Consider the following 18,290-nt stretch of genomic DNA (forward strand, 5'->3'; position numbering starts at 1 on the left):
CATTCCAGATGTTCGGCGACACGTCGTTCTAATCACCGGAGATAGCCGGAGCTGACCGGCTTGCGGCTCGTGCCGCCAGGGTAGACCGAACGCGTCACCGCTCCGATATTTCCACCGTACACGTGAATGCCGATCGACGTACGGTCACCAAAAGACTGCTCACATGCGTTGTTCACGCACATTACTCAAGCGATGCATATCGCCGATACGCGGTAACGCTGCGCAATTTCCGCGCCACGGAGCACGCCGATCAAGCCCATACGATGTGATCCTTCACCGGCGTGCCCTCCCCGGTCCCGGATGAAACCGACGCTCGAAAAGCGCTGCCGCGAGTGCGCGTACAACAGGAATTACGGGTCGAGCGGGGAGCACGCCACGCGCCGGTTAAATGCGCCTCTTAAATAGGGATCGGCCATATTCCTATCGACGTTGCACCGGCTTTGCGTGGAATGTGAAGCCCCCGACAGACCCTTCCGCAAACGTGGACATGGCGGGCTCGCCAGCAGAAAGCGGGAAGCTTTGCGAGAATGCGCCATCGCGTGAAAGCGCCAGAAGCAGCAAGCGAACAGACAATGATCCCTTTCTCGGTCCTCGACCTCTCGCCCGTCATTGCGGGCGCCACGCCCGCCGACGCCTTCAGGAACACACTCGATCTCGCGCAGCATGCGGAACGGTGGAACTACCGCCGTTTCTGGCTCGCGGAACATCACAACATGACGGGTATCGCGAGCGCGGCGACTTCGGTGGTGATCGGCCATGTGGCCGGCGGCACGAAGACGATCCGCGTCGGCTCGGGCGGCGTGATGCTGCCGAATCACGCGCCGCTCGTGATCGCGGAACAGTTCGGCACGCTCGAATCGCTCTATCCCGGGCGCATCGATCTGGGCCTCGGCCGCGCGCCCGGCACGGATCAAAGCACGGCGCGCGCGCTGCGCCGCGACCTCCAAAACAGCGCGGATTCTTTCCCCGACGACGTCGTCGAATTGCAGCGTTATTTCGCGGACCCGGTGGCAGGCCAGCGGATTCGCGCGGTGCCCGGCGCGGGTTTGCACGTACCGCTCTGGCTGCTCGGGTCGTCGCTCTTTAGCGCGCAGCTCGCGGCGGCGCTCGGCTTGCCGTTCGCGTTCGCGTCACACTTCGCGCCGGATTACCTGCTCAAGGCATTGCAGGTTTATCGCGCGCAATTCCGTCCGTCGGAAACGCTCGATAAGCCGTACGCGATGGTCGGCGTGAATCTGTTCGCCGCCGATACTCAAGAAGAAGCCACGCGTCTTTTCACCTCGCTGCAGCAGCAGTTCGTCAATTTGCGGCGCGGCACGCCGGGACAATTGCAGCCGCCGGTCGATCAGATCGCCGCTTCGGAGATGGAACTGAATTCGGTCGCGCATTCGCTCGCGTGCACGGCGATCGGCGACCGCGATGCCGTGCGCGAAGGGCTCAAATCGATCATCGAGCAAACCGGCGCCGACGAGTTGATGCTGACCGCGCAGATTTACGATCACCACGCGCGGCTGCGCTCGTTCGAAATCGGAGCGGAAATACGCGAGGAACTGGCTGGCGGACGATAAGCGCGCCGTTCAACGGTTCGCCGGCACCGCCGCCATTCCATCGAGCAGCGCCCGATGGAATGCCGCCGGGTCCTGCATCTGCGGCGCGTGCCCCAGGTTGGCGAATTCGACCAGCGTCGCGTGGGGAATCGCTTTTGCCGCGGCCTTCCCCAACTCCGGATAGTGGCCGATTTTCGCGCGCACGTCCGTTGAAGCGGCGTCCTTGCCGATGGCCGTCGTGTCCTTCTGGCCGATCAGCAGCAGCGTGGGCATGCTCAACTGACCGAGTTCATAAACAACCGGCTGCGTGAAAATCATGTCGTACAGCAGCGCGGAATTCCACGCGACGATCTGCTTGCCTGGCCCGCGATACATGCCCGCGAGCATCTGCACCCAGGGTTCGTAGTCCGCGCGCCATTGGCCCGCGTAATAAGTCGCCTGCTCGTAACGTCGAATGCCGTCGGCGCGAGTCTTCAACTCGCGCTCATACCACTGATCGACGGACAGCGACGGCACGCCCTTCGCCTTCCAGTCCTCCAGCCCGATCGGATTGACCAGCACCAGTTGCTGCGTCTCTCGCGGATACATCAGCGCATAGCGCACGGCAAGCATGCCACCCGTCGAATGGCCGATGAGCGTCGCCCGCCTCACGCCGAGCGATTCGAGCAGCGCATGCGTGTTGCGCGCCAGTTGCTGAAAACTGTACTGATAGTGCTCCGGCTTGCTCGACTTGCAAAAGCCGATCTGATCCGGCGCGATCACGCGATAACCGGCGTCGCTCAAGCGATGAATCGTCGTGTCCCATGTCGCGCCGCAAAAATTCTTGCCATGCAGCAGCACGGCTGTGCGGCCGTTAGGATGCATGGGTTTGACATCCATGTACGCCATGTGCAGCGCAACACCTTGCGACGTGAAGTCGTATTGCGCGACCGGCGCGGGATAGTTGAAGCCTTCCAGCTCAGGGCCATAGACGGGGCCATTATTGCTGTCATCGCCCCCCTTGCTGCCGACCGCGCCACTGGCGGATACCGCCGCGCCCGGATTGCCAGCGGGCGCTTCAGAGGAAGCGGAAGCCGAAGCGGAAGCCGAAGCCGAAGCCGAAGCCGAAGCCGAAGCGGAAGCCGAAGCAGCTGAAACGGCCTGAACCGCCATCGGGAAGGCGGAAAACGCAGCAGCGCTCAATGTTGCGATCAATGGAAATGGGCGAAAGGTCATGAATATTTTTTCAATGGGACGGCGGGCGGCGGACGTCAATCCGCGACGGCATCACGACAGACAGGCAGCGACCGATTCTACGACGCACACCCGCGACGCACACCCGCGACGTGCAGCCGCACGCGCAAGCCAGCCGGGCCGGGCACCCGTGGCACATAAATTGCGCGGCGCACGTCGCGCGCAATGTGGCATGGCGCACGGTGCGTCGGCATGCAAGCGGCGATCGTTCGCAGTTGAGCACCCAACAGGCTTGCGTGCGATAAACGCTGTCCACTCGAGGCCATTCAGTGCTAGAACTACGGGACGGGCTCGCCAACGAAGCCGGCCGCCAGCAGGAGTCGATCGCGCAAAGCCAGGCGACAGCGTCATCCGGGGCAGGAAAGCCAGCAGCAATTTACATGGGACCGAAGTAAGTGCTTGGCATGAGACCGGAGTCGCGCGCTGATACGCGCCCCCTGGTCAACGCGATAAAACTGCATGGGACCAAGGTAAGTGCTTTGCACCACTCTGGTCGAACGCGATCGCGATAAGGCTGCGTGGGACCGAAGCAAGCCGCCAAGGCGGCAACTCCGGTCGACCGCGATAAAACTGCATGGGACCGGAGTAAGCCGCCAAGGCGGCAACTCCGGTCGACCGCGATAAAACTGCATGGGACCGGAGTAAGCCGCCAAGGCGGCAACTCCGGTCGACAGGAGACAAGACATGGATACTCCGGCTCGGCTGAACGACCTGCAACGCACTACTCTCGCCATCGTCCTCGCCGGCGGGCGAGGCACGCGGCTCGGCCCGCTCACCAACAAGCGCGTCAAACCGGCCGTGCATTTCGGCGGCAAATACAGAATCATCGACTTCGCGCTGTCCAATTGCCTGAACTCCGGCATCCGGCGCATCGCCGTCGTCACGCAGTACAAGGCGCACTCGCTTTTGCGCCATCTGCAACGCGGCTGGAGTTTCCTGCGCGGCGAGTTCGGCGAATTCATCGACCTGTGGCCGGCGCAACAACGCGTGGAAGGCGCGCACTGGTATCGCGGCACGGCCGATGCCGTGTTCCAGAATCTCGACATCATCCGTTCGATCCGGCCGAAATACGTGGTCGTGCTCGCGGGCGATCACATCTACAAAATGGATTACACGCGCATGATCGCGGATCACGCGGACAGCGGCGCGGACTGCACGGTCGGCTGCATCGAGGTGCCGCGCATGGACGCGGTCGCCTTCGGCGTGATGGCCGTCGACGAAAACCGCCGCGTCACCGGCTTCGTCGAAAAACCGGCCGATCCGCCGTCGATTCCGGGCCGCCCGGATACCGCGCTGGCGAGCATGGGCATCTACGTATTCAATGCCGACTATCTGTATTCGCTGCTCGAAGAGAACATATCGACCGTCGATACGGATCACGACTTCGGCAAGGACATCCTGCCGCGCGTCGTCACGCAAGGCACCGCGATCGCGCATCCGTTCAGCATGTCATGCGTGTCGTCGGACCCGAACGTGGAGCCGTACTGGCGCGACGTCGGCACGATCGACGCCTACTGGGCCGCCAATCTCGACCTCGCCTCCACGATCCCGACGCTCGACCTCTACGACCGTAGCTGGCCGATCTGGACGTATCAGGAACAACTGCCGCCCGCCAAGTTCGTGCGCGACATGAAGGGGCTGCAAGGCTCGGGCAACAATCTGATCGTCTGCGGCGGCTGCGTGATCTCGGGTTCGCAGATTTCGCGCTCGGTGTTGTCGTCGAATGTGAAAGTGAGTTCGTTCTGTAACATCAATGAGGCAGTCTTGTTGCCGCAGGTCACCGTCGGCGCGAGTTGCCGGCTGCAGAAAGTGGTCGTGGACCGCGGCTGCTCGATTCCCAACGGGACGGTGATCGGCGAAGATCCGGTGCGCGACGCCGAGCGTTTCTATCGCACCGACGACGGCGTGGTGCTGGTCACGCCCGAGTCGCTGCAGCAGGACGTGAAATGACGCTGCGCGGTCGCGTGTCGGCCCGCGCCGCACGCGATCCGCCGCATGAAGACCGCCCCGCCACGATCCAAGGAACGAGACCGAGCCCATGACGATTCGCGCCCTGCATGTCGCCAGCGAGCTGTATCCGCTTCTGAAAACAGGCGGTCTCGCCGACGTCGCGGGCGCCTTGCCGGCCGCGCTGATCGAGCGCGGCGCCGACGTCCGCGTGCTGCTGCCCGGCTTTCCCGCCGTGGCCGCCGGCTTGCGCGACTTGCGGCCGGTCGCGCAACTGGGCCGCCGTTTCGATGCGCCGGGCGTCACGCTCGAACAGGGCACGCTGCCGTCGAACGGACTGACCGTCTACATGATCCGCGCGGCGACACTGTATGACCGGCCCGGCAATCCCTATCTGAACGACGAACACGTGCCGTACGGCGACAACGCGCAGCGTTTCGCGCTGCTCGGCTGGGTCGCCGCGCAGCTCGCGCAGCACCTCGATCCGGCGTGGTCGCCATCGATCGTCCACGCGCACGACTGGCACGCGGGCCTCGCCGCCGCCTATCTGAAAGCGGCCGAGCGGCAGCATGGCCGCGCGCCCGCGCGCAGCGTGTTCACCGTGCACAACCTCGCGTATCAGGGCATTTTTCCCGCGCATCAATTTGCTCAACTCGGCCTGCCGGACGATTTTTTCAACATGCATGGCGTCGAGTTCTACGGGCAGTTGTCGTTCCTGAAGGCGGGGCTTTTCTACAGCGACCGCATCACGACCGTGAGCCCGACCTACGCCCGTGAAATCCAGACACTTGCGCAAGGCGGCGGACTCGACGCGCTCCTGCGCGAGCGCGCTCACGACCTGAGCGGCATTCTGAACGGCGTCGACTACACGGTGTGGAATCCCGCGAGCGACGCGCTGCTCGACAATCGCTACAGCCCGACGCGGCTCGCCGGCAAGCTGGCGTGCAAGGAGGCGTTGCAAAAACGCTTCGGCCTCGCGCAGAAAACCGATGCGCTGCTGTTCGGCGTGGTCAGCCGGCTCACCGAGCAAAAAGGCCTCGATCTGCTGCTGGAATGCGTGCCGGAGATCGTCAAACGCGGCGGTCAACTGATCGTGTTCGGCAGCGGCGATCCGGCGCTGGAAAACGGCTTGAAGCGCGTCGCGCAGACGCATCCCGAGTCGGTCGCGGTGGAACTCGGCTTCGACGAAACGCTCGCGCATACGATCATTGCGGGCAGCGACGTGGTCGCCGTGCCGTCGCGTTTCGAGCCGTGCGGGCTCACGCAGCTCTACGGCCTCGCGTACGGTTCGCTGCCGCTCGTGCATTGCGTGGGCGGTCTCGCGGACACCGTGGTGGACGCCTCGCTGGAAAATCTCGCCGACGACCTCGCGACCGGTTTCGTCTTCGAGCACTTCGAGCCGCGCGGCCTCGCCGCCGCGATCCGCCGCGCCTTCGCGCTCTACGGTCGCCGCACCGAATGGAAAGCGGCGCAGCGGCGCGCGATGCGCCAGGACTTCGGCTGGGGCGCGTCGGCCGACCGCTATCTCGCGCTCTACCGCGAGCTGGCGTGATCCGCGCGCCGGCGGCCTGAACCGCCGGCGCGGCGGCGTCGAAGCGAAGCCGCATCCCCTTGCAGATGATGGTTCGGCGCAACAACACAGGGACGGATCACCCTGCCTTGCTGCAAACTCATGTATTGTTTCCCGACGATGCACAGCGTGCATTATTGTTGCAGCATCGCTAAAGCAGCTCCGGCAGTTCCGGAAGTTCCGCGCGCGAGTCGAGGCAGCGAGTCGAGGCAGCGGGTCGAGCCGAACTTCAGCCGGACGTGAGCCGGGCCGCCATCGCGTTGCAACCCTCCGTATCCATCAGTCGCGCGGCCCGCTGCGCGAGCCATACCATGACGAAGAACGTTCTGAGTATTCAGTCACATGTCGTGTTCGGGCACGCGGGCAATAGCGCGGCCGTATTTCCCATGCAGCGGCTCGGCGTGAACGTGTGGCCGCTGAACACGGTGCAGTTCTCGAATCACACGCAATACGGCCATTGGACCGGCACGGCCATCAACGCCCCGCAGATGGAAGAACTCGCCGAGGGCATCGGCGCGATCGGCATGCTGCCGCGCTGCGACGCCGTGCTCTCGGGCTACCTCGGCACGCCGGAGCAGGCGCAGTCGGTGCTGGAGATCGTCAAGGCGGTGAAGGCCGCCAATCCGCGCGCCTGGTACTTTTGCGACCCGGTGATGGGCGCGGCGAGCGGCTACAAGGTCGAGCCCGGCATCCAGGAATTTCTCGTGCGCACCATGCCGGAAATGGCCGACGCAATCGCGCCGAACCATCCGGAGTTGCAGCGCCTCGTGGGCCGCGAGATCGAGACGCTCGAAGAAGCCGTCACCGCGTGCCGCGAGATCATCGCGCGCGGGCCGAGGCTCGTGCTGGTCAAACATCTGCTGGATCGCAACAGTCTCGCCGACCGCTTCAACATGCTGGTCGTCACCGAACGCGAGGCGTGGATGGCGCAGCGCCCGCTCTATCCGTTCGCGCGGCAGCCGGTCGGCGTCGGCGATCTGACGAGCGCGGTGTTCGTCGCGCGCATTCTGCTCGGCGATACGATCCGCGCGGCGTTCGAACACACGCTCGCCGCCGTCAACGCGGTCGTCAAGACGACCTGGCAGGCCGGGCGCTACGAACTGGAACTGGTGGCCGCGCAAAACGAAATCGCGCAGCCGCGCGAGTGGTTCGACGCCTGGGTGGCGGAATCGGCGTAGCGGTTACGCTGCCGGGCGCGGCCCGAACCCGCATCGCACCACGGCATTGCGCGGATGCCGGGGAACCTCGTCTCGCCGCCGGCCGTCCTATAATGCGTGCCGCGCGCGAGCGGCCATGCCCTTACGCGCGCCAACTTTTCCAGCATCCGGCATTTCAGCAGACGAGGCATCGATGGACGGTTATATCCGCAGCGAGCGGGAAGAATATTTTGAGCAGTTGTGCGTGAGCGTCGACGCCGACGAAACGCACGAACAGGAAGCCATCGAGTTCTTCGAGAACCAGTTCGACCAGCCGGACTTCGATCCCGCGCAGTGGCTCGACATCGCGCTGTACTACTCGCCGGCGGTGGCGCGCGGCATCATCGACATGGTGACGCTCGACGACAAGGCGCGCAGCAACATCGCCGAAGTGATCGCCGACAACCTCGACATTTCCTACGGCGAGGACGAGTGCCAGCAGTTCGCCGAGACGATCGAATTCGCGCTGAACAACGGTGTGCCGGTGGACCTCGACCTCGTGCTCGATGGCTGCCAGCGCGCCATCGACGATCTCGACACGTGGGCCGACGACGAAACGAAAGCGCCGCTCGTGCGTCTGCGTGAAGAAGTTTTGCGCCAGCAAGGCGAGCGGTAAAGACAGCGGGCCAAGGCAGCGGTAAAAACAGCGGCAAAAACAGCGCGCTATTTCGCGCCCGCAACGTGAGCGCTGTTCGCGGCCTTGACCACGATTTGCGCGTCGAGGTCGCGCTCGATACGCACCAGGTCGTCCTTCATCGCGGCGAATTCCTCCGCCGAACACATCTGATGTCCGAACGCGGCGCGAAGCTGCCGCCTGATCTGCAACACGCGCGCCGCGGGATCGAACACGTAGCGCGATGAAAACGTCACGAACCGGTTATGCACATCGGTATCGGACGGCAGGTCCGTCATCTTGACGAAGCGCGGCAGCGTGAGTTCGAGCGTCTCGTCGAATTCGCCGCCCACGCACGCCCACGGTTGGGTGCGCGCGGGCTCGGCGAGCCATGCCTCGACCTGCGAGCCCATGCCGCCCGCCAAGCTCGTCAGCGTGGGCAGCGCCGTGGCGCCGTCGGTCCACACGAAGTGCTCCACCTTGCCCTGCATCGATGTCGCGAACGGGCCGCCTGTCGCGGCCACATCGCCGGTCTGCAATTGCGCGGTGCCATGCAAACCCGTCTGCAACAGACGGCTCGCGGCGATCTGCTGCGCGCGCTGGCGCGTCGCGCGCCGGAATATGTTGCGTTCGATCTCGGCGGTCATGCCCGCGTCTTCCACGCGATACGCGTAATGCGCGGCGCCGTTTTCATCGACGTCGATCTGCACGCGCGCGGTTCGCTCGCGCAGTTGCGTGGCGGGCGTGCGCGACAGCACGCCTTCGCCGACCCGCAGCACCGGCCGGTCCATCACGCCCGCCGGCAGATAGCCGAAGCCCACTCCGCCCGCCGTCGTGTCGGCGTACAGCGCCAGCTCGGGAATCCAGACGATCGCGTGATTGATCGCGCTCGCGCCATAACCGGGCACGTCCGGCAGGCTGTAGTACGGACCGAGATTGAGCAGCACGGCTTCGCTGCGAATGCCCACCGCCGCCAGCAGCGCGCTGTACAGCGCGACGTGGTCCTTGCAGTCGCCATAACGATTGCGCAGGATGTCGGTCGCCTTGTGCGGAATCGCGGCCGTCTCGCCGAGAAACAGCGCGACGTAGCGGATATTCATGCGCATCCAGTCGTACAGGATCTGCGCCTTCGCGCGCGGATCGGCCGCGCGCGCGGTCAGCGAACGCGCAAGCTGCACGATAGCCGGATCGTTCATGGTGGCGTCGGTCGCGGGGCCGCGATAGCGCGCGGCGAAGTTCGCGAAGTCGGGCACCGTCGAGACCATCAGCCGGTCGCCCCAGTTCGCGTAGCCGACCGCGCCCGTTTCGAGCCGCGCATAGGGCCCGTGACGGTAGTCGAATTCATAACGCGTGCGGCCATTTGCCGTGACCGGCGGCAACGCGGCGTAGCCGCGCGCGTCGGCATAAAGCGGCACGTCGGCGGGAAGATCGAAGATCAGGCGCTGCGCCTCGACCGGTTCGCGCGTCGGCTCCACGAGATACGCGAAAGTGCCTGCCTGCAAGGGCTTTTCGCGTGTCTTGCCGAACGCGAGACGCACGCGCGAGCCGGGCTCGACACCGGGAAAGATCACGGTGCGCAGCACGCCGTCCTCGAAACTCGGCGCGCCCGCGGAACGCGGCTCCTGGACATCGCGGATCGCTTCGGGACCGACCGGGTGCGCGGCGCCGTCGGGATCGATGGTTTCCGCGGCGAGCAGTTGCACCTGCTCGATGTCCTTGTTGAACCAGACATAGCGTTGTGCGATGTCGTCGACGCCGCTGGTCGTGTTCGCACGCAACACGCTGTCGTCGTGCTCAACCACCGAGCCGTCTTTCTGGATCGTGAAGAGATGGACGTCGCTTTCAGTCGTGTAGGGCGCGCGATCGTCGGGCGACGAGTCCGCGTTCGCCTCCTCGGCAAACGCAACCGGGGCGGTGAACGCGCTCACGGCGGCCACGCAAAACGCGAACACAACAGCCGCGCGGGCTGGCCGCAGGCACGCCATGCAGTGCGTCATAAACGATGTTCCGCGCCTCGCGCGCGCCTCGCCGCAGCGCCGCCGCTCACGAATCGCCTTCGCCGAGCTGGAGCAGCAACGCCTGCAAGCGCTCGACATGCCGCAGCAGCAGATGACGATGCTTTTCGATCTGTTCGAGACGCCCGGCAAGATCGGCCTGAATCGGATCGTCGAGATCGGCGGCGGCAATCACGTCTTCCACCTTCGTTCGCAATGCAGCAAGCTCGACCGGCGCATGCACGAGATGCCGCTCGAAACGCCGAACCTCCTGAACCGCAAGCTCGCGCACCTTGCGGAAATGCGCCTGACGCCGATGCGCTTCGGCTTCCAAAGTGTCGTCTTCGCTGCGTCGTGCGGGCGACGCCTGCCCGAAGATCGGCTCCGGCGGCCGCAGCACGGTCTTTTTTCGCACGGGATGCGCGGTGCCGCGAAAGCGCGCGAGCGGCTGCTCGTTGTCGATCGCTTCGCGCGCGTTGGCGGGAATCTCGGTCCCGAGATGCGGCGTGTTCATCCAGCCGTTCGGCAAGCCGGTCACTGCTTCGATGCCGCGCACGAACTCCTCGCTGAATTCGCGCTGGCCGGACAACATGAGTTTCAGATAGCTCGCGGAGAAGGTCATCATGCGTGCGAGGCGACTTGCCGCGCCAACCTCGCTCGTCAACAGCACGAGGTTCGCGCGCCAGACCGGGAGCAGCAATTCGTCGGAATCTTCCATCGCTCGGTCTTCCATCTTTTTGCCCGATATAAAGATGACGCCGTTGCGTGCGTCATCGTTTCGAAAGGGTAGCCGTTGCATCGCCTCGCTTGCAAGCGACATGCGCGGCGACGCGCACGCTCTGTTGTGCCAGATCGAGTCGCATCGCGCAACGTCCCTTCACGCGGCCGCGCGCGCCGTTCGCCGTTCGCCGTTCGCCGTTCGCCGTTCAAAGGGACAGGTGCATTGCGACATTGTTGCTCGCGCATTCACTGGTCGATGTGGCATGCTATCCGACCGTGCGGCATGCGTCGTGCTGCACTGCGAGTACTCCACCACTGACTTAAGGATTCTGTAATGAAGAAGATCGTCCTGGCCGTTGCCGCAGCCGCCGCTGCGCTCTGCGCAATCGCCCCCGCACAAGCTGCCACGCATCACCATCATCAGGTATGCCACAAGGTGCGAGTGCATCATCACTGGGAACGCCACTGCCGTTAATCGTCGCGATCTCGCCGATGGTGACGATAGCCGCGCACGCATCGCGTCGCGTGCATCGCAAAGCCCCGCACTATGCGGGGCTTTTTTTTCCTCGGCCGATCGGCGGGAAGGCGCTCACGCTATACGTTGTGCGCGAAAAGCGCGGCGCGCAATCGCGGACACACGCTGTTACACCTTGACGGTGCAAGCCGACTCGGCAGGGTCTGGCGGATCGCGCCAGCGCCGCGACCGCGTGGAGAGAAGGAAGAGATGCGGCGAGCCGGCCGGTTGACACGGCTCCTTGGTCGTCAGGCGTTCAGGCCGCCTCGACCCGCTTTAGCGCGCTATATGACACGAACTAACACGAACTAACACGAGCTAACACGCTTTAACGCGCTCCAGCGCCGTGGCAACGAGTTCTTCGAGCAGCGGCTCGACTTGCGCGGCGAGCGTTTCATCGTAGGCATAGGGGCGCTCTTCCTGCATATAGGTGATCTGCGACAACTCCAGTTGCAGCGCATGCACGCCTTGCGAAGGCTGACCATACTGCCGCGTGATGTAGCCGCCCTTGAAGCGCCCGTTCGCGACAGCCGAATATCCGCCATGCCGCTCGACCACAGCGGCCAGTTCCTCGCCCAGACCCGCCGCCGCGCTCGCGCCGTTCGACGTGCCGAAATTGAAATCGGGCAGACGTCCTTCGAAGAAACGCGGCACATGCGAGCGGATCGAATGCGCTTCCCACAACAGCACCTTGCCGTGTCGAGCCTTGAGCGCCGCGAGTTCGTTCGCCAACGCTTCGTGATACGGCTTCCAGTAAGCCTCGCGACGGCGCGCCACTTCAGTCTCGTCGGGCAGATGACCTTCGAGGTACAGCGCTTCCTTGTCGAAGGTATCGACGGGCAGCAGTCCCGTGGTGTCCTGGCCGGGATACAGATTCGCGCCGTCGGGCGGACGGTTGAGGTCGATCACGTAGCGCGCATAGGTGGGCGCGAGAATCGACGCGTCCATGCGCTTCGCAAATGCGTAAAGCCGGTCCAGGTGCCAGTCGCAATCGTCGGTGCTTTGCGCGACCGGCGTCATGGTCCCCGCGATGTCGGCGGGAATCCGCGTGCCCAGATGGGGGATCGAGATCAGCAACGGCAGGCTTCCCCGATGCAGCGAGAAAACCGGCGGAGTGTTCGTAGCAGTCATGTCAGTCCTGAATCGAAGGTGTCCGGCAGCGAGTGATGCACGCGATGCACGCGATGCACGCGCTTCGTATTACTTCAGCAGATCGGCCAGCGCCACGCGATAGCGCGCGTAAGCGCCCTCTTCGTCGCGATGCCGACGATTGTCGACCACTTTGTCGCCGCCCGCGTAGACGTCGCGAATCGGCGTCTCGCCATGTTCGCAGAATACGACGCCCGACAGCCACGCGCCCGGCGCATGTTCGGCGATGCTCGCGTGATCCGGGTCGAGCACCAGCCAGTCGGCGCGATGGCCGGCCTGCAACGCGCCGACCGCGCGGCCCGTGGCGCGCGCGCCGCCTTCGAGCGCCGCGTCGAAGAGACGATCCGCGACGTGCGGCGCATGGGCCGATGCGAGCACGTTGCGCTGCCGCCGAGTCAAACGCTGCCCGTATTCGAGCAGACGCAATTCGGCGCGCCAGTCCACGCCGATGTGGCTATCCGAGCCGACGCCGATGCGCCCTTGCGCGTCGAGATAGTCGTGCGCGGGAAAGATGCCGTCGCCGAGATTCGCTTCCGTGGTCAGACACAAACCGGCGACCGCGCCGCTCTTCGCGAGCGCGAGCGTTTCGTTCGCATCGACATGCGTGGCGTGCACGAGGCACCATCGGCCGTCGACATCGAAACGATCCAGCAGCCATTGCACCGGACGCGCGCCTTCTGTTTCGATGCACGCGTCGACTTCGGCGGTCTGTTCGGCGATATGAATGTGAACCGGCGCATCGCTCCCGATTCCGCCAAGCAGCGCGCGCAGCGACGGCTCCGACACCGCGCGCAGCGAATGCGGCGCGACACCATAGCGCAACGCCGCATTGTCAGGCCGCGCCGCGCGCAACGTGCCGAGCAGATCGAGCAGACTTTCGGGTGTATTGATGAAGCGCCGTTGATCCTCGCGCGGAGCACGCGCGCCGAAGCCGCTGTACTGATACAGCACGGGCAGCATCGTCATGCCGATGCCGCTCGCCGATGCCGCATCCACCACGCGCTGCGCAAGTTCAGCCTGATTCCCGTAGCGCCCGCCTTCCGGCGTGTGATGCACGTAGTGAAACTCGCACACGGACGTGTAGCCCGCCTTCAGCATTTCAATGTAGAGCCATTGCGCGACGCTCGCCAAACCGTCCGGCGTGATGCGCGCGGCGAAGCGATACATCAGGTCGCGCCAGCTCCAGAAGTTATCCGTCGCGCCGATGCCGGCTGCGCGATATTCGGTAAGTCCAGCCATGGCGCGCTGAAACGCGTGCGAATGAAGATTCGGCATGCCAGGCAATATCGGACCCGCCGCTTTCGGCACGCCCGCGGGCGCGTCTTTCACATTCGGCGTGACCGCCCTCAGCGTGCCGTTCGCGTCCCATTCGAGCAGCACATTGCGCTGCCAGCCATCCGGCAGATACGCATGGTCGGCGAATAGCGATTGATCCGGTTGCGTCATCTCTCAAGCCTCAATTCGATTCGCGCTTCAGTTCGCGCCGCGTATAAACGGTCTCGCCCGCGCGCACGACCCGTGCGCACAACGGACGCCCGATCCAGTAAGCCAGTTCCGCAAGCGACTCCACCGACCACACCGCGAAGTCAGCCGCGCGGCCCACTTCGAGCGAGCCGTGCATGTCCGCCTTGCCGAGCGCGCGCGCCGCGTGCGTCGTCACGCCTTTGAGCACTTCGGGCACGGTCATGCGAAACAGCGTGCACGCCATGTTCATCATCAACAGCAAGGACGTGGCGGGCGATGTGCCGGGGTTGCTGTCAGTCGAAATGGCGATCGGCACGTCATAGCGCCGCAGCAGATCGAGCGGCGGCAACTGCGTCTCGCGGATGAAGTAGTACGCGCCGGGCAGTAACACCGCGACCGTGCCGGCCTCTTTCATCGCGGCCACGCCGGCTTCGTCGAGAAACTCCAGATGATCCGCGGACAACGCGCGATGGCGTGCCGCGAGCGCCGTGCCGCCGCCATTGGACAACTGCTCCGCGTGCATCTTCACGGGCAGCTTGTAGCGCGCGGCCGCGTCGAACACGCGCTCGCTTTGTTCGAGCGAAAAGCCGATGCGCTCGCAGAAGACATCGACCGCATCGACGAGGCCTTCGTCCGCGAGCGCGGGCAGCATCGTGTGGCAGACCTCGTCGATATAGGCGTCGGCGCGGCCCGCGAATTCGGGCGGCAACGCGTGCGCGCCGAGAAACGTCGTGTAGACCGTCACCGGATAGCGCTCGCCCAGGCGCCGCGCGACGCGCAGCATCTTGCGCTCGGTTTCCAGATCGAGCCCGTAGCCCGATTTGATTTCGATGGCCGTGACGCCTTCGGCAAGCAACGGTTCGAGCCGCGCGGCTGATTGAAGCAGCAGCGCGTCTTCACTCGCGGCACGCGTGGCGCGCACCGTCGAGACGATGCCGCCGCCCTGCCGCGCGATCTCTTCGTAGCTGACGCCCGCGAGGCGCTGCGCGAATTCATCGGCGCGCTGGCCACCGTACACGAGATGCGTATGGCAATCGACAAGCCCCGGGCTCACCCACGCGCCCTGCAAATCTTCGCGCGGCCACGCCGCATAGCGCGCGGGCAGATCGGCTACTGCACCGAGCCACGCGATCCTGCCGTCTTCGACGGCAATCGCGGCATCGGCGAGCGTGTGTTGCGGATCGCCCTGCGGGCACAGTTTCAGTTGATGCCAGACGGTTTGCTTCATCGCGTGCTCTTTGCAGCTCGTTGCGTGTAGTGGATGCCGACGGCGAGCAACGCGCCCTCGCCTTCGGCTCTGCATGGGAGTGCGTCCGGCGTGTCGATGCGCAACGTGTCGCCGGTTTCGAGCCGTAGCGCCTGAGCGTCGCCCAAGGTGACGGCAAGCGGGCCGTTCGAGCAGAACAACAGCGCGACGTCAGCGGATAAGCTGCGTTCCTGCCGCGCCTCATGCGCTTGCTGTGGCGTGACGCGCCACACGTCGAGTTCGCCTCGCGCCGCGTCGCGGCGCACCATGAGGTTGAAGTCGCGCGTCGCGCCGTCGATCAGCCGCGCGTCGATTTGCGCCTCGCCCGCGAAACGCGCGACGTCGAGCGCTTGCGTCAACGCATGCGTGTGCACGGCGCCCTCGCTGCGCGCTTCGTCGAGCAGCATGCCCGCGCCGGCGAGCAACACGAGCGTGCGGTCGATGCCGGCGAAACGCGAGAACGGACCCGCTTGCGCGACGTCCGCCACGCTCACGCGCCACACGAACGTATCGAGCCCGGCGTTGGCGGGACAAGCCGCCACTTCACGCGTGACACCGCCGCCGTTTTTCCACGGCGTCGCCACGAGATCCGCGTTGCGGATCAAGGTCACGACGCCCATGCCGCCCGCCAGAGTCATGCTCAACGGCCCAGCATCGGCAGATTGAGGCCCGCCTCGCGCGCGGTTTGCTGCGCGAGTTCGTAGCCCGCATCCGCGTGACGCATCACGCCGGTCGCCGGATCGTTGAACAGCACGCGGCCGAGGCGCTCCTTCGCGGCATCCGTGCCGTCCGCGACGATCACGACGCCCGAATGCTGCGAGAAGCCCATGCCTACGCCGCCGCCATGATGCAGCGACACCCAGGACGCGCCACCCGCCGTGTTCAGCAGCGCGTTGAGAAGCGGCCAGTCGCTCACTGCGTCCGAGCCGTCCTTCATCGACTCGGTTTCGCGATTCGGGCTCGCCACCGAGCCGGTGTCGAGGTGATCGCGGCCGATCACGATCGGCGCCTTCAGCTCGCCGTTCTTCACCATTTCGTTGAACGCCTGGCCGAGACGGTAGCGGTCCTTCACGCCGACCCAGCAGATGCGCGCCGGCAAGCCCTGGAACGCGATGCGTTCGCGCGCCATGTCGAGCCAGTTGTGCAGATGCGGATCGTCGGGAATCAGTTCCTTGACCTTTGCGTCCGTCTTGTAGATGTCCTCGGGATCGCCCGACAGCGCGACCCAGCGGAACGGCCCCTTGCCCTCGCAGAAAAGCGGGCGGATATAGGCCGGCACGAAACCGGGGAAATCGAAGGCGTTTTCCACACCCATTTCCAGCGCCATCTGACGAATGTTGTTGCCGTAGTCGAGCGTGGCCGCGCCGCGCTGCTGGAGCGTCAACATGGCTTGCACCTGCTTCGCCATGGACTGCTTCGCCGGAATCACGATCGAATCCGGCGCGGTCTTCTGACGCTCGCGCCAGTCTTCGAGCTTCCAGCCTTGCGGCAAATAGCCGTGAATCGGATCGTGCGCGCTCGTCTGATCGGTCACGCAGTCCGGCGTGATGCCGCGCGTCACGCACTCGGCGAACACGTCGGCGGCATTGCCGAGCAGGCCGATCGACACTGCCTTGCCCGCCTGCTTCGCTTCGTCGAGCATGGCGAGCGCTTCGTCGAGCGTCTTCGCCTTTTTATCGACGTAGCGCGTTTTCAGACGGAAGTCGATGCGCGTCTCGTCGCATTCCACCGCGATCATCGAGAAGCCGGCCATCGTGGCCGCGAGCGGCTGCGCGCCGCCCATGCCGCCGAGACCGCCCGTCAGAATCCAGCGTCCTTGCGGATCGCCGTTGAAATGCTGGTTGGCCACCGAGAAGAACGTCTCGTACGTGCCCTGCACGATGCCCTGGCTGCCGATATAGATCCAGCTTCCCGCGGTCATCTGCCCGTACATCATCAGGCCCTTGCGATCGAGTTCGTGGAAATGCTCCCACGTCGCCCAATGCGGCACCAGGTTCGAATTCGCCAGCAGCACGCGCGGCGCGTCCGCGTGCGTGCGGAACACGCCGACCGGCTTGCCCGATTGAATCAGCAGCGTTTCGTCTTCGTTCAGATCCTTCAGCGACGCGAGAATCTGATCGAAGCAATCCCAGTTGCGCGCCGCGCGGCCAATGCCGCCGTACACGACGAGCGCATGCGGATGCTCGGCTACTTCGGGGTCCAGATTATTCTGGATCATCCGGTAGGCGGCTTCCGCGATCCAGGTCTTGCAGGTCTTTTGCGCACCGCGCGGCGCACGGATCGTGCGGGTGGGATCGAGACGCGGGTCGATGTGTTTCGGGTTGTTCATGGTGGCCCTCGGAATGCCTGAAGATGATCGGGAAATGTCGGCGAAGAAGTCGGGGAAAGCTGAAATCAGAAATGTCCGGTGAAGCGGTAACGGCTGCCCGGATGCCAGAGATTCGCGATCGACGCGACCTGGCTTTGCGACCAGGTCCGCCGATGCAGCACGAGACACGGTTCGAGTTCGTCCATGGTCAGAAGCTCGCGCGTGTCGCCGTCCGCCGCCAATGCCTCGATGCGGTACTCGACACGCTGCAACGGCGCGACTCGCACGAGATACTGGTTCGGCGTGGTGTTCGTGAAGTCCTGCAACGCGTATTCGGGCGCGACAGCCGGATTGACCCAGCGCTCTTCGAGCTGCACCGGCTCGTCGTTTTCGAAATGCAGCACGCGCGAATAAAACAGCGGGTTGCCCGCGCTCATCTGCATTTCCTCCGCGAGCGCGGCATCGGCAATGCTTGCGCCGATGTGCAGCACCTTCGCCTGATAGCGATGACCGCGCGCGACGATTTCGTCGGAAATGCTGCGGATCGCCACCAGCGTCGATTCGTACTTGGGACGCGCCACGAAGGTGCCCGAACCCTGCACACGCGTGAGAACCTGCTCCGAAGTCAGCTCGCGCAGCGCGCGGTTGACCGTCATGCGCGCGACGTTGAATTCGCGCGCCAGCTCGTTTTCGGAGGGCACCTGATCGCCTTCGGCCCATTCGCCCGCGTGAATGCGCGCGAGGATGAAGTCCTTGATGCCCTGATAAGCCGGTGCGTTCATGGCGTGA

At 64.8% G+C, this 18,290-nt stretch carries 16 protein-coding genes; 6 read left to right on the forward strand and 10 right to left on the reverse strand.

What is annotated here, in order from left to right:
• Nucleotides 1–32: 32 nt before the first annotated feature.
• On the reverse strand, nt 33–176 hold the full coding sequence (locus VOM14_RS20570) for a hypothetical protein (RefSeq protein ID WP_327630586.1): 144 nt from the start codon (nt 174–176) through the stop codon (nt 33–35).
• Nucleotides 177–572: 396 nt separating this feature from the next.
• Here VOM14_RS20570 and VOM14_RS20575 point away from each other — a divergent pair, with 396 nt between their 5' ends.
• The gene (locus tag VOM14_RS20575; RefSeq protein ID WP_327630587.1) at nt 573–1,568 is read left to right on the forward strand and encodes an LLM class flavin-dependent oxidoreductase; all 996 of its coding nucleotides are present in this window, start codon (nt 573–575) and stop codon (nt 1,566–1,568) included.
• A 9-nt stretch (nt 1,569–1,577) separates the two neighbouring features.
• On the opposite strand, the gene VOM14_RS20580 is transcribed toward VOM14_RS20575, so the two are convergent.
• Nucleotides 1,578–2,762, reverse strand: coding sequence for an alpha/beta fold hydrolase (locus VOM14_RS20580; protein ID WP_442955568.1), 1,185 nt, complete (start codon nt 2,760–2,762; stop codon nt 1,578–1,580).
• A gap of 702 nt (nt 2,763–3,464) precedes the next feature.
• On the opposite strand from VOM14_RS20580, the gene glgC reads away from it, so the two are divergent.
• The 4 genes from glgC to VOM14_RS20600 all read left to right on the forward strand — a co-directional run bounded on the left by glgC (nt 3,465) and on the right by VOM14_RS20600 (nt 8,109).
• Entirely contained in the window at nt 3,465–4,730 is a 1,266-nt protein-coding gene (gene glgC, locus VOM14_RS20585) for a glucose-1-phosphate adenylyltransferase (RefSeq protein WP_327630588.1), read from the forward strand.
• A gap of 88 nt (nt 4,731–4,818) precedes the next feature.
• Nucleotides 4,819–6,279, forward strand: a complete 1,461-nt coding sequence (glgA, locus tag VOM14_RS20590; protein WP_327630589.1) for a glycogen synthase GlgA — start codon at nt 4,819–4,821, stop codon at nt 6,277–6,279.
• Nucleotides 6,280–6,608: 329 nt separating this feature from the next.
• Entirely contained in the window at nt 6,609–7,475 is an 867-nt protein-coding gene (gene pdxY, locus VOM14_RS20595; RefSeq protein WP_327630590.1) for a pyridoxal kinase PdxY, read from the forward strand.
• Between the two features lie 172 nt (nt 7,476–7,647).
• On the forward strand, nt 7,648–8,109 hold the full coding sequence (locus VOM14_RS20600) for a hypothetical protein (RefSeq protein WP_327630591.1): 462 nt from the start codon (nt 7,648–7,650) through the stop codon (nt 8,107–8,109).
• Between the two features lie 47 nt (nt 8,110–8,156).
• On the opposite strand, the gene VOM14_RS20605 is transcribed toward VOM14_RS20600, so the two are convergent.
• Both VOM14_RS20605 and VOM14_RS20610 read right to left on the reverse strand, forming a co-directional pair.
• Nucleotides 8,157–10,103, reverse strand: coding sequence for a DUF3857 domain-containing transglutaminase family protein (locus VOM14_RS20605; RefSeq protein ID WP_327630592.1), 1,947 nt, complete (start codon nt 10,101–10,103; stop codon nt 8,157–8,159).
• Between the two features lie 46 nt (nt 10,104–10,149).
• Entirely contained in the window at nt 10,150–10,818 is a 669-nt protein-coding gene (locus VOM14_RS20610) for a hypothetical protein (protein WP_327630593.1), read from the reverse strand.
• Nucleotides 10,819–11,154: 336 nt separating this feature from the next.
• Here VOM14_RS20610 and VOM14_RS20615 point away from each other — a divergent pair, with 336 nt between their 5' ends.
• Complete coding sequence (locus tag VOM14_RS20615) at nt 11,155–11,295, forward strand: hypothetical protein (RefSeq protein WP_327630594.1); 141 nt, start codon at nt 11,155–11,157, stop codon at nt 11,293–11,295.
• A 357-nt stretch (nt 11,296–11,652) separates the two neighbouring features.
• On the opposite strand, the gene hutG is transcribed toward VOM14_RS20615, so the two are convergent.
• From hutG to hutC, 6 genes are all read right to left on the reverse strand, one after another.
• Nucleotides 11,653–12,465: an N-formylglutamate deformylase gene (gene hutG / locus VOM14_RS20620; RefSeq protein WP_327630595.1), complete on the reverse strand. Its 813-nt coding sequence runs from the start codon at nt 12,463–12,465 to the stop codon at nt 11,653–11,655.
• A gap of 69 nt (nt 12,466–12,534) precedes the next feature.
• Nucleotides 12,535–13,929 (reverse strand): formimidoylglutamate deiminase, encoded by a 1,395-nt coding sequence (locus VOM14_RS20625; RefSeq protein ID WP_327630596.1) that lies wholly within the window; start codon nt 13,927–13,929, stop codon nt 12,535–12,537.
• A 10-nt stretch (nt 13,930–13,939) separates the two neighbouring features.
• Nucleotides 13,940–15,175: an imidazolonepropionase gene (hutI, locus tag VOM14_RS20630; protein WP_327630597.1), complete on the reverse strand. Its 1,236-nt coding sequence runs from the start codon at nt 15,173–15,175 to the stop codon at nt 13,940–13,942.
• Complete coding sequence (locus tag VOM14_RS20635) at nt 15,172–15,831, reverse strand: HutD/Ves family protein (RefSeq protein WP_327630717.1); 660 nt, start codon at nt 15,829–15,831, stop codon at nt 15,172–15,174. Before VOM14_RS20635 ends, hutI begins: the two co-directional genes overlap by 4 nt.
• Before the next feature lie 2 nt (nt 15,832–15,833).
• Complete coding sequence (gene hutU, locus VOM14_RS20640) at nt 15,834–17,522, reverse strand: urocanate hydratase (RefSeq protein WP_327630598.1); 1,689 nt, start codon at nt 17,520–17,522, stop codon at nt 15,834–15,836.
• Nucleotides 17,523–17,587: 65 nt separating this feature from the next.
• Complete coding sequence (hutC, locus tag VOM14_RS20645; RefSeq protein ID WP_327630599.1) at nt 17,588–18,283, reverse strand: histidine utilization repressor; 696 nt, start codon at nt 18,281–18,283, stop codon at nt 17,588–17,590.
• Between the last annotated feature and the right edge of the window lie 7 nt (nt 18,284–18,290).

This window comes from Paraburkholderia sp. MPAMCS5, assembly GCF_036016995.1.
GTDB lineage: Bacteria > Pseudomonadota > Gammaproteobacteria > Burkholderiales > Burkholderiaceae > Paraburkholderia.